This is a genomic window from Bradyrhizobium sp. UFLA01-814 (assembly GCF_046718885.1).
GTDB classification, from domain to species: Bacteria; Pseudomonadota; Alphaproteobacteria; order Rhizobiales; family Xanthobacteraceae; genus Bradyrhizobium; species Bradyrhizobium elkanii.
This window is the reverse complement of sequence record NZ_JAQOSR010000202.1, coordinates 1-13943: the sequence shown is the minus strand read 5'-3', so window position 1 is coordinate 13943 and position 13943 is coordinate 1. Positions and strand designations below refer to the sequence as shown.

General features: G+C 65.2%; 15 protein-coding genes. 7 read left to right on the top strand and 8 right to left on the bottom strand.

From position 1 onward, the window contains the following. The first annotated feature begins 108 nt into the window (after positions 1–108). Positions 109–399 carry a hypothetical protein gene (locus PMN64_RS37555; RefSeq protein WP_016844322.1) on the top strand — a complete coding sequence of 97 codons (291 nt, stop codon included), beginning with the start codon at positions 109–111 and terminating at the stop codon, positions 397–399. A 142-nt stretch (positions 400–541) separates the two neighbouring features. Here the strand turns inward: PMN64_RS37555 and PMN64_RS37550 are convergent, their stop codons facing one another. From PMN64_RS37550 to PMN64_RS37530, 5 genes are all read right to left on the bottom strand, one after another. Further along, positions 542–1102 (bottom strand): DUF4112 domain-containing protein, encoded by a 561-nt coding sequence (locus PMN64_RS37550; protein ID WP_411784400.1) that lies wholly within the window; start codon positions 1100–1102, stop codon positions 542–544. 93 nt (positions 1103–1195) lie between these two features. Then, complete coding sequence (locus PMN64_RS37545; RefSeq protein ID WP_411784399.1) at positions 1196–1675, bottom strand: Crp/Fnr family transcriptional regulator; 480 nt, start codon at positions 1673–1675, stop codon at positions 1196–1198. A 264-nt stretch (positions 1676–1939) separates the two neighbouring features. After that, positions 1940–2374 (bottom strand): DUF5413 family protein, encoded by a 435-nt coding sequence (locus PMN64_RS37540; RefSeq protein WP_038382276.1) that lies wholly within the window; start codon positions 2372–2374, stop codon positions 1940–1942. Between the two features lie 197 nt (positions 2375–2571). Continuing rightward, complete coding sequence (locus PMN64_RS37535; RefSeq protein WP_411784398.1) at positions 2572–4119, bottom strand: hypothetical protein; 1548 nt, start codon at positions 4117–4119, stop codon at positions 2572–2574. 35 nt (positions 4120–4154) lie between these two features. Further along, positions 4155–5447 (bottom strand): adenylosuccinate synthase, encoded by a 1293-nt coding sequence (locus PMN64_RS37530; RefSeq protein WP_253590922.1) that lies wholly within the window; start codon positions 5445–5447, stop codon positions 4155–4157. A 348-nt stretch (positions 5448–5795) separates the two neighbouring features. Between PMN64_RS37530 and ybaK the strand changes: the two genes are divergently transcribed. Then, positions 5796–6278: a Cys-tRNA(Pro) deacylase gene (ybaK, locus tag PMN64_RS37525; RefSeq protein ID WP_304497130.1), complete on the top strand. Its 483-nt coding sequence runs from the start codon at positions 5796–5798 to the stop codon at positions 6276–6278. A 53-nt stretch (positions 6279–6331) separates the two neighbouring features. On the opposite strand, the gene PMN64_RS37520 is transcribed toward ybaK, so the two are convergent. Genes PMN64_RS37520 through PMN64_RS37510 form a run of 3 tightly spaced genes read right to left on the bottom strand, consistent with a single transcriptional unit; the run spans position 6332 to position 8569 of the window. Continuing rightward, positions 6332–6550, bottom strand: a complete 219-nt coding sequence (locus tag PMN64_RS37520) for a hypothetical protein (protein ID WP_016842680.1) — start codon at positions 6548–6550, stop codon at positions 6332–6334. 38 nt (positions 6551–6588) lie between these two features. After that, complete coding sequence (locus PMN64_RS37515; protein WP_411784397.1) at positions 6589–7953, bottom strand: cytochrome P450; 1365 nt, start codon at positions 7951–7953, stop codon at positions 6589–6591. After that, positions 7913–8569 (bottom strand): acyl-homoserine-lactone synthase, encoded by a 657-nt coding sequence (locus tag PMN64_RS37510; RefSeq protein WP_051448079.1) that lies wholly within the window; start codon positions 8567–8569, stop codon positions 7913–7915. The genes PMN64_RS37515 and PMN64_RS37510 overlap by 41 nt, the downstream gene beginning before the upstream one ends. Positions 8570–8647: 78 nt before the next feature. Here PMN64_RS37510 and PMN64_RS37505 point away from each other — a divergent pair, with 78 nt between their 5' ends. From PMN64_RS37505 to PMN64_RS37485, 5 genes are all read left to right on the top strand, one after another. Further along, entirely contained in the window at positions 8648–9421 is a 774-nt protein-coding gene (locus PMN64_RS37505; RefSeq protein WP_411784396.1) for a helix-turn-helix transcriptional regulator, read from the top strand. Between the two features lie 412 nt (positions 9422–9833). Beyond that, a complete protein-coding gene (locus tag PMN64_RS37500; protein WP_028343499.1) occupies positions 9834–10220 on the top strand; it encodes a hypothetical protein in 387 nt (128 codons plus the stop codon). A 399-nt stretch (positions 10221–10619) separates the two neighbouring features. Next, entirely contained in the window at positions 10620–11552 is a 933-nt protein-coding gene (locus PMN64_RS37495) for a DMT family transporter (RefSeq protein ID WP_411784395.1), read from the top strand. A 134-nt stretch (positions 11553–11686) separates the two neighbouring features. Next, on the top strand, positions 11687–12496 hold the full coding sequence (locus PMN64_RS37490) for an MlaD family protein (protein ID WP_028343501.1): 810 nt from the start codon (positions 11687–11689) through the stop codon (positions 12494–12496). A 44-nt stretch (positions 12497–12540) separates the two neighbouring features. Beyond that, positions 12541–13758: an alpha-hydroxy acid oxidase gene (locus PMN64_RS37485; protein WP_411784394.1), complete on the top strand. Its 1218-nt coding sequence runs from the start codon at positions 12541–12543 to the stop codon at positions 13756–13758. The last annotated feature ends 185 nt before the right edge of the window (positions 13759–13943 follow it).

The following is a 13943-nucleotide window of genomic DNA, read 5'->3' as shown; positions in this document are numbered from 1 at the left end:
ATATTAGGGGTCGAAATGACATGTACGGCGCGCCGCCGATAATAGGCCGCCGTCCCCCAAAATCCCTTTCGCAACGCCAACTGAAAAGAACACAAGAGGTCGTCGACCATGCGTCCCCTGCGTCCGTTCAACTATAACACATCCGCCGAACTGTTCCCTGCCGCGATCCGCAAGAAGAAGCGGGCGGGTTTCGCCTACCGCCGTTTCGGCACCGCTGCCGAGGCCGTGCAGTTCGCGATGGAGCAGCTGCCGGCGGACTCGCTGAACGGCGCCTATCTCCAGGTCGAGGAAGCCCGTTTCGACCAGAACGGCATCCGCTCGCTCTATGAGAGCGAGGCCTTCCCGCTGCCGCGTCGTCCGCGCCCGGCCGCCAGCCAGACCGACGCTGACGCCGCATAAGCTTTCTGCTCTTCGCTCAACGAAAAGCCCTCGGATCGATCCGGGGGCTTTTGTTTTGGGGGGACTGATCCGCGCATGACCTGACCTGAAAACGCCTGCGCACCTTGCGCTCGCGCGGCCCTTCGGGTCCGGATTATTCGCCCTACGATCTCGGCTGCTTGTCGAGCCAGCGCCGCAGCATCCGCACATTGCGGATATTGGCGCGGAACATGACGTCGAACGCATCGCCCGCCACCGGCACCATGCCGATCACGCCGTCGACGGCGACGTTGGCGAGCATCCGCGCGGTGATGTGCCAGGGCGCACCCAACAAACGGGCCTCGCGCACCAGCCACAGCGAGATCGCGGTGGTGATGATATCGCCGACCACGGGGATCAGGCCGATCAGCCCGTCGATGCCGTAGCGCACATTGGTGCCCGGCACGATGAAGGCGACGTCGAGCAGCTTTGCGATCATCTCCAGCCGCGCCAGCCGCTGCTCGCGCGTCAGACTGCCGAATGGATTGGCGCTGGAGTTGCGGAAGTCGAACTGGAAGCCTTCCTGAAAGGCTCCCTGAAAACTTTGGAACTGCGGATGCAGCGGACCATCGGCGAGCTCGCGCCCGTCCTGGTCGATGACCTTGCTGCGCGCCTGCGCGCCGCCAAAAGGCGGCCGCGATCGCGCGGCGTGGGGCGTGAAGATGTCGTCCTCGGACATGGCCATCACATGGTAACGCAGGCAGGCGGTTCAAGTTGCGTCACATTACCACTGTGTCACCTTCAAGGCCGTTACCTCGAGGCTCTGCCGTGCTCGCGTTCAGTAGACGCCCTTGTTCATGGTTCGGAGCCGCTGCGCCAGCGTCCGCATGACCTTCAGGGCAAAATGCGGCGTCTGGCTCACGAGGAAGAGAAACTGCTTTTCCGAGACCGGGACGAGCTCGACATCCGTGAGCGCTGTGGCGGTCGCGCTCCTCGGCTCGTTGTCGATCAACGCCATCTCGCCAAAGATCGTGTCGGGCGCCAGATCCGCCATGGTCTTGTTGCCGACCTGAATGCGCACATAGCCGCTCTTGATCACGAAGAGCTCGTTGGCCTGCTCGCCCTCGCGAAAGATCACGCCGCCGGCTCGGACCAGGCGCGTTTCGATACTGTTGCCTGTCAGAAGGCTGAAGCTTGCATCTGCCACTCGAAATTCCTTTCCCCGAATCCGGACGCAGATCCCGTGCGTCCCGGTCGTCTGCAGCGACGGCTGAAATAAATGCGCGAACACAGAATAGAGCAGGCCCGAGATCGGCATCGCCGCGGCCCCGGGCGGCCGCGGGTCACGAGGACGACGCGGGCATGACATTGGGACTACGTTTGCGTGACGATGATATGACAGTTATGTGAAGTGCGCTGGCCGTCCGGCCGTCTGGTGCGCTGACAGGACTACCGCAATGGGTGATCTATTCCGCGCCGTGCGTTGAGCGCGGCCCCTGTCCGATCCCGATGCGATCATTCGCCGTTGGGCCAGAACTCGCCGGTCGCGATTTCTGCTTTTCCCTTGGTAAAGAGTAGACGCCTAGTGCTGCGAAGCCGGCTGCGCCGGCGCGTGCAGCTCTTCGGCATATTTGTGCGCCAGCCAGGACGTGATCACGCCCGGGATGAAGCCGACCATTCCGTACAGGATGAACTGCACTGCGCCGCTCTCGGAGCCGTGCGAGGCGTAGGTCAGCGCCGCGCCAACGAACGCCACCGCGCCGACGAGCAGCATCCGCACCACCGGCGCGATCCGCTTCACATGCATCAGGATGTCGTCGATCGCACCGAACATCAGCGACGGCACGATGCCGAACAGATAATTGTACTGCAGTGACTTCACGAACACGACGAGCAGCTTGGTCACCTCGCCGCCACTGGTCTCGGTCCAGTAGCCGGACTGATAGGTGGTCATGAGCAGCAGCAGGAAGCCGCCGATGAACGGCCCGATGGCTGCGAAGATCAGATAGCGTTTCATGGCGTGCCCCTGCCGACGTCAGCCAAGTGTAACGCGGTCGCGCGACGGTTCTAGGGAAAAATCGAAAGCCGCGGCGATGTTCCGGAGCGCTGCGCGTCGAATGCGCTGCAACAGCCGCAGATCTTGCTGCGATACGGAATCGCCCGGACGAAGCCGGGCGATGACATTGCTGGCAACCGAGGCGAGAGCTAAGGCCGCTACTCACCCCACGCCGCGAATGCCTCGTTGAAGGCTCGCTCGCCGGGGGCGCCCTTTTCGATCGCGATGATGGCGCGGCGCTGGTTGGTGTAGACCAGCGGCACGTCGAACCACGAGCGCTCCTTCAAGAGCTGCAGGTTGCGCGAGCGGTCGGCATCGACATTGGAGAGGCCGACCAGGAAGAAGCCGTCGGTGACCTTGACCGCGAGCCCGGCCAGCGGCGTGCCGCGCGCCTGCTCGTTCGACTTCATCAGGATGCCCGGCACGTTGCCGACGCCACCATTGGCGAAGTCCTGCGGCAGGATGAAGGTCAATTCCGCGGTATGGCTCGCCGGCAGCGATGAATCGGTGTTGCGGCGGAACGACATCGTCATCTTGAACTTGCGATCGGGGATGTCGATGTCGGCGCGCACGGCGATGTCGGGCTTCTGGTTGCCAGATCCCTTGACCTGCTCGGTGCGCCAGACCACCGAACCGACATACTGCTTGCCCTTCGGATCCGACGGGTCCTCGTCATACAGCACGACGCGCTGCGCCACCGGGGCGACCGTCTCACCCGACGACGAGGGCTGGCCGACGCGGTCGGTGATCTTCTTGCTCGCAGGCGTCGACGCGGCATCCTTCGGCGCCTCGACCGGGGCCGAGGATTTGAACAGGCTGCTGACAAGGGTCATGGCCTGCTGCCGGAACAGGATGCCGGTGCCGACCAGGATCAGCAGGATGCCGATCACGATCGCGGTCTTGAACGGGAACATCGACCCGACGCGCGGCGGCTTCTTCGGCTCGCGCTCGCCGTTGCCGGCCCGCGACCGCTGCGGCGGCGGACCCTGCGGCGGCTGCGGGGTGTAGCGCTCGGCCTCCTCGATCGACTCGTCGTAGGAATACGGCGCCTCGGGATCGCCGCCGCGATTCTCCAGGCTCGGCTCGAGCCGGTCGAATTCCGGCGAGGGCGACGGCACGTTGGCGTAGGTCTTGCGCGCGTTGCGGCTGGCTTGCGCCGCGGCCCGACCGAGATCGTCGGCATCGGCGGTGATGTCGCGGAAGCCGCGCACGCCCGGCGCGGCCGGCGGCACCGGCGACGGCGCGCCTTCCGGACCGCGGCGGGGCGGGCCCGGCCGGGCCGGCGGCGCCTGGGTCTCGGGACCCGGCGGGTTCTGCGGCCGCGGCGGGACCGGCGGCGGCGAATCGGGGCGCAAATTACGCGGCGGACGGGGTTCGGCCGGGGGCCGCGGGCGCGCGGCAGTGTCGGTGGGGCCGGCCTCGGGCGGCCGGGCATTGGCGCGGCTGCCGCGGGCAGCGGCCGCGCCACCGGGACGCGACGCCTCGCGGGCGCGCTGCGCGGCCTCGGACTCGACCTTGCGAACCGCCTCTTCCAGCGACAGCCGTTCGCGGGTGATCTCGGATTCGGAGAGCGGCGGCTGCACGCCGCGGAGCTGCTGGATCAACGCCGTTCGCGCCCGCGCATACAGCGCACGGCGGGCTTCGCCGGGGGCGTTGGGGTCCAATCCGGCGATGGCGCGGGCGATCAGCGGGTAGTAGTCAGCCATTTCCACACAATTGGAGGGATATAGGTAATATCCCGTTAAGCCTCGAACGGATTCTGTACCAGAATAGTATCTTCACGCTCCGGGCTGGTGGATAGCAGGGCGATCGGACACCCCACTAATTCCTCGACCCGGCGAACGTATTTGATGGCCTGGGCCGGCAGATCCGCCCAGGACCGCGCATTGGCCGTCGGCTGCTTCCAGCCCTCGATGATCTCATAGATCGGCTCGACCCGGGCCTGCGCGCCCTCACCCGCCGGCAGATGGTCGATTTCCTTGCCGTCGAGCTTGTAGCCGATGCAGACCTTGATGCTGTCGAACCCGTCCAGAATATCGAGCTTGGTCAGCGCCAGCCCGGCAATTCCGCAGGTGCGGACAGTCTGTCGCACCAGCATGGCATCGAACCAGCCGACCCGGCGCTTGCGCCCGGTATTGACGCCGAATTCCTTGCCACGACGGCCGATTTCCTCGCCGATCTCGTCGTTCAGCTCGGTCGGGAACGGACCCTGGCCGACCCGGGTGGTGTAGGCCTTGCAGATGCCCAGCACATAGCCGACCGCGCCCGGGCCGAGGCCGGTGCCGGTCGCGGCCTGTGCCGCCACCGTGTTGGACGACGTCACATAGGGATAGGTGCCGTGGTCGACGTCGAGCAGCGCGCCCTGCGCGCCCTCGAACAGGATGCGCTTGCCCTCGCGGCGCTTGAGGTCCAGGAGCCGCCACACCGTCTCGGCATAGGGCAGCAGCTTCGGCGCCATCGCCGACAGCTCGCTCAGGATGCTCTTGCCGTCGATCTCCGCGAGGTTGAGGCCGCGGCGCAGCGCATTGTGATGCGCCAGCAGGCGTTCGATCTTGTGCGGCAGGGTGTCGAGGTCGGCGAGGTCCATCAGGCGGATGGCGCGGCGGCCGACCTTGTCCTCATAGGCCGGGCCGATGCCGCGGCGGGTGGTGCCGATCGAGGTGATGGCGTTACCGGATTCGCGCAGGGCGTCGAGCTCGCGATGCAGCGGCAGGATCAGCGTGACGTTCTCGGCGATCCGCAGATTGTCCGGTCCGACCGCAACGCCCTGCCCCTTCAGCTTGGCGACTTCGTCGAGGAAGGCCTGCGGATCGAACACCACGCCATTGCCGATCACCGCGAGCTTGTTCGGACGCAGCACGCCGGAGGGCAGCAGCGCCAGCTTGTAGGTCTCGCCATTGATCACGAGCGTATGGCCGGCATTGTGGCCGCCCTGGAAGCGCACGACGATGTCGGCCTGTTCCGACAGCCAGTCGACGATCTTGCCCTTCCCTTCGTCACCCCATTGGGCGCCGACGACGACAACATTGGCCATTGCGAAGATGTTCCCTTCAGGTGTTTTCAGACCATGATCGCGGCGAAAACGCGTCCGCCCACAGCGACCTGCATTGATATGCCCAGCCTAAATCGCGGCGCCCGGCCGCGCGCACGCAAGGCGCCTACCGGATAAAGGAAGCGGATCGGCTGCGCAAGCAAGAAGGGGCCCGTTTACGCCTTTTAGACGAGCTACAACCCTTTGATATCCCCATTAAATTCCATGCTGCGCCCGGCCGCGCCGGGCTGGCGGGAATTTAATGTTCCGGCAACGTGACGCCAGACGTGCTGCGGATTGATCGCAGCTCTTATTACGGCGATCATTCACCTAGATTAACCGGCAGGGTCCATGCCCAATTCCACACAAGCGACGATGGCGCTGCGCAAGCTCGGCATTGCCTTCAAGCTTCACACCTATGTCTACGATTCCAGCGCCGAGAGCATCGGGCTGCAGGCGGCCGAGGCGCTCGGCGTCGACCCGAATCGCATGCTCAAGACGCTGATGGCGGAGGTCGACGGCAAGCCGGTCTGCGCCGTGGTGCCGTCCGACTGCGAGGTCAGCATGAAGAAGCTTGCCGCCGCCCTCGGCGGAAAGTCGGCCAAGATGATGCGCCCAGCCGACGCCGAACGGCTGACCGGCTATCATGTCGGCGGCATCAGCCCGTTCGGCCAGAAGAAGAAGGTCCCGACCGCGATCGACGAGACCGCCCTCACCCACGTCACGGTCTTCGTCAATGGCGGCCAGCGCGGCCTGCAGATCGAGATCGATCCAAACGACGCCGCGCTTGCCGCCGGCGCCATGATGAAGCCGCTGGTGGCGACGCAGGACTGATCCTGCGCGAGACTGATCCTACGCAAGACCGATCCGAAGACCGGTCGCCGCGATCAATGCGAGGATTTGTCCCTCATGAACTCCGCGCCGACGAAGTCGGACAGACCGGATAATTCCTCCGCCGTAATGTCGTTGACGTTGAGCCGCAGCTGCATGATCGCGAGGTCGAGCAGATGCGCGGCGAAGCTTGCGCCGGCCGCCCTCACGATGCTGCGCTGCTCGATCAGGACAGCGATGACGTCGCGCAAACTGCGCACTTGCACTTGATCCATGGCCCTTTGCCCGGCGCTGGCCGTTGTTAGCTGAGTTGTCATTGGGATACCGATTGTAGTGTGCTGATGGACGCCGCACCCACGGCTGGGATGTACGGCAGATGCTCGGCTTCCTCGCCGAGATGCGGGATGCGCGAGCGCGTCTCGCGGACTTCGATGTCGATTGTCATCGGCGGGGGAATCAGCGTCACCGAGGCTTTCGGCCACGGCGCCGGATTCGGGCTGACGCCGGTGAAGCGATAGGCCGCGGCGATCTCGAGCGCGAGCAGTTGCAGCTCGAGCATCGCAACCCCCATCCCGGCGCAGGCGCGCGGGCCGGCGCCGAACGGGATGTAGGCGTCGGTGTTGTAGCGCCGCGTCATCAGGAAGCGGTCCGGATCCTCGAAATGCCTGGGATCGCGCTGCAATTGCCAGGGGCAGATCAGAAGCGAGGTGCCGACCTTGAGATCGCGCCCGCCGATCGTCACCGGCTGCATCACCTCGCGCGAGAACCACCAGGCGCTGGGATAGAGCCGGCAGACCTCCTTGACCAGCGTCGCGCTCAGATTGGCGCGCTTCACCGCGTCGAGTCGCAACTCGCCGTCGTCGCCGAGGCACTCCGCCGCCTCGTCGGCAATCTCGTCCATCAGGGCGGGATCGGCAGCCATCTGGTAGAACATCCACGCCGCAGTCGAACCTGTGGTGTGATGGCCGGCCAGCAGCAATGTCAGGATCTCGTCCTCGAGATCGCGATCGGTCAGGCCGAGCGCCTCGAGATCGCGCAGCGCGCTGCTCGAGCCCGCCTTGCGGCGCAGGCGCTGTACCACCGTCGACATCGCGAGCTTGGCACAGACCCGGTTCTTGCGCCGCCGATACCAGGCCACAGGACCGAACGGCAACGCGCGGAACATCTCTTCCGCCAGATCGTCCTCGATCGCGCCCACCGCCTGAACCAGGGCTTCCTCGTCGCCGGACGACATCACCTGGGAGCCGAAGATCGCGACGCAGATCGTCCGCAGCGCCAGCATTGCGGTGACATGGTGCGGATCGAACGATCCGAGCCGCGCCAGGCTGGCGCCGACCGCGCGGATCTCGGCGCACATATGCGGCAGGAATTTCTCGACGCTGCCCTTGGCCATGTGCTTCTGCAGCACCGCCCGCCGCCGCTTGTGCTCCTCGCCGCTCAGCATCAGCGAGCTGCGGCCGAGCACCGGCGAAAGCTTCTTGATCAGCTTGCCCTTGCCGATGTCGGTCTCCGGCGCCTTCAGGATCGGGCGCAGCAGATCGGGATCGTTCACCAGGAAGACGGGCGCGGGACCGAGCCGCAACGGCACCAGCCCCAGCGCGGACTCGTTGCCGCGCGTCAACAGCAGACGCAGCGGATCACGCTGGAATGCTCGAACGTCCGAGAACATGTGAGGCATCGTGGATCTCCAATTGCCGTCCAAGGTCGAGGAATTTGGTCAGGCCGGGATTGGCGGCGAGACCGAGCGGGATTTCTCCGGCGAGCGCCGTCAGCGGGCGGCCCATGCGATCATTGCCGATCACCTGCGGCGGGCCGTAGCGGCGGGTGCGGATGTCCATGCGGGTGAGAAAACGCTCATAGGAGAGGTCGGCCAGCGCCACCAGCGCCTTCGCTCCGCGCAGCTCCGCGAAGCGGAACATCAGCGCGTAGTTCACGCGCGCGGTCTGCGACCTCGCGACACCAGGCAGCACGCCGAAGCGGCTGATCTCCCAGGCATCGCGACGGCTCGGAAAGCGGCGCACCGCAAGCTGCGGGAAGACCGACGCGGTGAGGTAGGGATAATCGGTGCGGATCGCCCGGAAGCCACCGACGAGCTCGACGCCGGAGAACAACAGGCAGTGCTCGGTATACCAGCAGTCGAACTGATCGCGTTCGGCATCCCCGACCGTGGTCAGAAGCCAGCCGCAATGATCGACGAACAGGCGTTTGCGCAGCCGCAACATCGCCCCGACATGCGCCGGATCAAGCTCTTCCCTGGTGATGAGTGCATGATAGCCGTCCAATAAATGCGGCATTATCCCTTCCTCCAAATGCAGAACATCTGGAACGAAAGGGGTTAACTGTGGTACCCCCGGAAACCGGGGGTTTTAGTAATGGGCCTGGTAGACGCGATTTCGACCATCGAGGCGTCGGATACCATCGACGAGCTCAGCTCGTCATTGCACCGCGTTGTCCAGAACTACGGCTTCTCGGGCTTTGCCTTTGTCGATGCCGGCCGGCCCGACCTCGATCTGCCCTATCATATCGGCACATTTCCCGACGCCTGGAAGCGGGCGTATGTGCAGAACGAGTTCGTTCATGCCGATCCGGCGCTGGCGCGGTCACGACGCACCAACACGCCGTTCAGCTGGAGCAGCCTGAAGCTGCCGGAGCGAAGCGGACGCAAGCGACCGCCCGAGGTCAAGACGATGGATGCCGCCCGGGAGTTCGGATTCAAGGACGGCTTTGTCGTGCCGTTCCACTATCGCGACCGGCTCGGCGCCGTGCATTCGAGCTCGACGGTGTTCTTCTGGGAAGACGAGCGGCGCGACTTCGACAAGCTGTTCGTCTGCCATCGCCATGAACTGCATCTGTTGATGATCTACTGGGTGCAGCGGGCGATGGATATCGTCAACCGCGACCAGCGCAACGCGCCGACCATCCTCAAACCCGCGGACGCCGCCGAGACCATCAAGCTCACCGGGCGGGAAAAGGAAGTGATCGCCTGGGCGGCGCGCGGCAAGACCGTGGCCGACACCGCGCAGATCCTCGGCATTTCGCCGGAGACGGTGGAAGGCTTCATCAAGCAGGCGCTGCGCAAGCTCGAGGCTTCCAACAAGACCCACGGGGTGGCCAAGAGCATCGCGCTCGGGATCATCGATTTGTGAGCGGCGCCGCGCAGCCATGGCGGTGCTCCCGGGGCTGCCGCCATGCCGACCGCATCGCCCTGCCAGGACCAAACACCACGATCTGTGGCGCGGTCACACATCCGGGTTGGATTGATCTTCCCGGTCGCCCCCTGATTGCATTCGCGCATGGTCTTGATAATAAGGCCAGGGCCGGATGACGCTGACGCGCGCATCCCAGACCAGGGTGCGCACTCCGGTGCCCGTCCGGCGCGACTGCCCGGCTGGCGTAGAGACGCGGATCATCCTGCACGTTGCCCGGTACGGCAGGACCCGTTGTCCAGCCGCATGATCCGTAGAAGTCCCATCGCGACGAACCGCTGGTTCATTTGCTACCAACTTTCGTAGCGGAAATGCTGTCCACGGACCGAGCTGGAGATGGTCTGAACGCATCATGAGCACATCACAGGACGACCAGATCGACCAATTGGTGCAGGCGCGCTGGCGCGCAATCGGGCTGTCGCAGGCGGATCTCGCCGAGATCCTGTGCGCCGGCGCCTCCCTGCAAAAGAACGGCGTCGACGGCACGGTGAAAATCGATACCGGTCGCCTGGCGACCGTTGCCGAGATGCTCGGAATCGCCGCCGACATCCTCAATCGCCGGCCGGTGACGGCAGCGCCGACGCAAGCCGGGCAGACGGCGGAATCGCTGCAGTCCCTGCTCGAACTGCGCATGCTGCGGGTGTTTCGCGACGTGCAGGACCCCGACACCAAGCGGATCCTGATCGAGCTCGCCGAGCAGATCGTCAAGCGCCAGACCACGCCGCCGGAGACCGGCTAGGGCGGGATAAGTCTTGGTTGAATCGGCTTGGCACGATCTCGGTTCACCTCTCCCCGTTGGGGAGAGGTCGGATTGCGAAGCAATCCGGGTGAGGGTTCTTGCTCTCTCGATAGAGCGTAACCCCTCACCCGATTTGCTGCGCAAATCGACCTCTCCCAAGGGAGAGGTGAACTTCCGATGCCGCCAACCTTGTCTCATCAGGCCTTAGAGGCGCACGCCGGCCCGAGCAAAGCGCCGTGATGCTGCCTTGGTGAAGGGGTCTTCGCGCATGGTCGCGATGCGTCTATCCCCATTGATGGAATGGCGGAATCCGTGTCTGTGATCCGAGCCGGGGAGATCCATACCGGCCCGGCGGTGCCAGCCGGGCAGGCCGCGGCGTCGTGAACCCGGGCCCTCTTTATGTCTGCCTCCGATTCCACCACATCAACGCCTGCGGCCGGCTCCTGGATCGCCAACCAGCCCTATCTGCTGCTCTGCATCACCGCGACATGCTGGGCCGGCAATGCGATCGTCGGCCGCCTCGCCGCCGGCCACATTCCGCCGGTGACGCTGTCGTTCCTGCGCTGGTCGGCGGCATTCCTGATCATCCTGCCGTTTGCCTGGAAACACCTCGTCCGCGACTGGCCCGTGATCCGCAACAATCTCGGCATCATGGTGCTGATGTCGATCACCGGCATCAGCGCCTTCAACACGCTGCAATACTGGGCGCTCGAGCACACCCAGGCGCTCAACACACTGCTGCTGCAATCCGCGGCACCGCTGGTGGTCGCGCTGTGGTCGCTGATCCTGCTCGGCGCACGGCTGACGCTGGCGCAATTGTTCGGCGTGCTGCTGTCGCTCGCCGGCGTGCTGGTGATCCTGCTGCACGGCGATCTCACGACGCTGTCGAAGATCGAGTTCAACAAGGGCGATCTGATCTTCATCGTCGCGTTGGTGATCTTCGCGCTGTATTCGGTGCTGACCCTGAAGCGGCCCAAAATCCACGGCCTTTCGGTCGCCGCCTTCACCTTCGGCTGCGGCGCGCTTGTCCTGATCCCGCTCTACATCTGGGAACTCGGCGCGCGTCCGGTGATGCAGCTCACGATCAACAATCTGCTGTCGCTGTTCTATGTCGCGGTGTTCCCCTCGACATTGGCCTATCTGTGCTTCAACCGCGGTGTGCAGCTGATCGGCGCCAACCGCGCCGCTCCGTTCTTCCACATGGTTCCGGTGTTCGGCACCATCATGTCGATCGTGTTCATCGGCGAGCATCCGCAGGCCTTCCACTTCATCGGCTTCGCGCTGGTGCTGGCCGGCGTCTTCGCGGCGTCGCGGAAGCAGTCGGCGGCGTGACTGCCGGAAGAGCACGTCTCCATCGTTCCCTCTCCCCGTTCTTACGCGGAGAGGGTCAAGTGGGGTCAGGTGCGGTGACTATCGGCGGCAAATCCGCTATCGGTGGAAGTCTGCTTCGCAGACGGGTTTTACGCATGGCGCGCGCCAGCAATCTCTTGATCGGCACCCTGACGCTGGCCCTGATCGCCGGCTCGCTCGGCGGCTGGCTGGGCTATCAGCGCTATGCCGGCATCAAGCGGATGGTGCCGTTCCGCGTCATCTTCGAGGGCTCGGCCTCCGGCCTGCGCCGCGGCGGCAGCGTCAACTTTGCCGGCGTGCGGATCGGCGAGGTGGTCTCGATCAGGCTCGACCGGCACCGCGTGGTGGCGATGACGCGGATCGAAGGCAACGCCCCGATCAAGAAGGACACCCAGGCCGGCCTCGAATTCCAGGGCCTGACCGGGATCGCCTCGATCTCCTTCACCGGCGGCACCGACGATGCTCCGCCGCCGACGCTCGGCGCCGACGGCATTCCCGAGCTGACGGCCGACGCCGAAGGCACGATGGGAATCCAGGAGAAGCTGCGGGTCGCGCTGCGCAATGTCGACCGCGTCATCAGCGAGAACGAGGCCGACATCAAGGACTCGCTGCTCGGGCTCGAGAACTTCACCAACTCGCTGTCCGGCAATGGCGAGCTGATCGCCGGCTTCATCGACGCCGCCGACGACGGGATCAGCGCGGTCGACGCCAAGATGACCGCGGCGGACAAGTTCCTGAAGAGCTTCGGCAGCGACAAATATGGCGGCGAGCTGCTGCCGACCGTGATCTCGCTGCGCGAGCTGATCCAGAGCTTCGACAAGAAATCCGGCGCCATGATCGCCGAGACCCGCAAGACGCTCAGCGACGTCAACCAGTCCGTCAACAAGTTCAACGAGAAATTTGTCGGGCCCGCCGGCAGGCGCTAGTCTGGCCTTCCGACCAAGAACCAAGAACAACGGAAACGCTCAACGTGCACGACCGGACCGCAGCCCCCTCTCCGCCTCCCGTAACCGTCAACCGCGCTGCACCCGCCCTACCCCGGCATCTGCGGCGCTATCTCACGCTCGACGATTTCGAGCCGCAGGCGCGGCGGCTGCTGCCGAAATTCCTCTACGGCTACATCTCCGGCGGCGCCGAGACCGATATGGCCCGCACCGACAATCGCCGGGCGTTCGAGGAATACGGCTTCGTGCCGCGGGTGCTGCAGGACGTCTCCGGCCGCGACCAGACCACGACGCTGTTCGGCAAGAGCTACGCCTCGCCGTTCGGCATTCCGCCGATGGGCTCGTCCGCGCTGTGCGCCTATCGCGGCGACATCGTGCTGACGCGCGCCGCTTCTGCCGCCAACATCCCGATGATCCTGTCGGCCTCCTCGCTGATCACGCTGGAGGACGTTCGCGCCACCAATCCTTCGGCCTGGTACCAGGCCTATCTCGCCGGCCTTCCCGAGCGGATCGAGCCGCTGGTCGACCGCGTCGCAGCGGCCGGCTACGACACCTTCGTCGTCACCGCCGACGTGCCGGTGCCGCCCAACCGCGAAAACAATATCCGCAACGGCTTCCAGGTGCCGCTCGAGATCACGCCGCGGGTGTTCTGGGACACCATCACCCATCCCGACTGGCTGCTCAACACCTGGGCGCGCACCGTGTTCAATCACGGCATGCCGCATTTCGAGAACATGGACGCCAAGCAGGGCCCGCCGGTGCTGTCCAAGAACCTGATGCGCAACATCGGCAGCCGCGACCAGCTGGCCTGGAAGCATGTCGAGCTGATCCGCAAGCGCTGGAGCGGCAAGCTCGTGGTCAAGGGACTGATCGCGCCGGAAGACGCCCGGCTGGCGCGCGAGCATGGCTGCGACGGCGTCATGGTCTCCAACCATGGCGGCCGCCAGCTCGACTACACCGTCTCCGGCTTGCGCACGCTGCCGGAGATCGCGGCGCAGAAGGGCAACATGACCGTGATGGTCGACGGCGGCATCCGCCGCGGCACTGACGTGATCAAGGCGCTGGCGCTCGGTGCGGACTTCGTCTGGATCGGCCGGCCGTTCCTCTATGCCGCCGTGGTCGCGGGCGAGGCCGGTGTGGCGCGCGCGATCTCGCTGCTGCATGCCGAGATCGACCGCGATCTCGCGCTGCTCGGCATCCGCAGCCTGAAGGAGATCACCCCGGACCTGGTGCGGAAGTTCTGAGACGATTGCATCCGCAACGGGACTACGTCCCTCTCCCGCTTGCGGGCGGGGCTATCGCATATGGAAAGAAATCTGTCGGGCAGCGTCCTCGTGGCCATCCTTCGAGATGCCCGCCTTCGGCGGGCTCCTCAGGATGAGGTCTTGTTTTGCGGCACAATAGTAGACCCTCATGGTGAGGAGCGCCG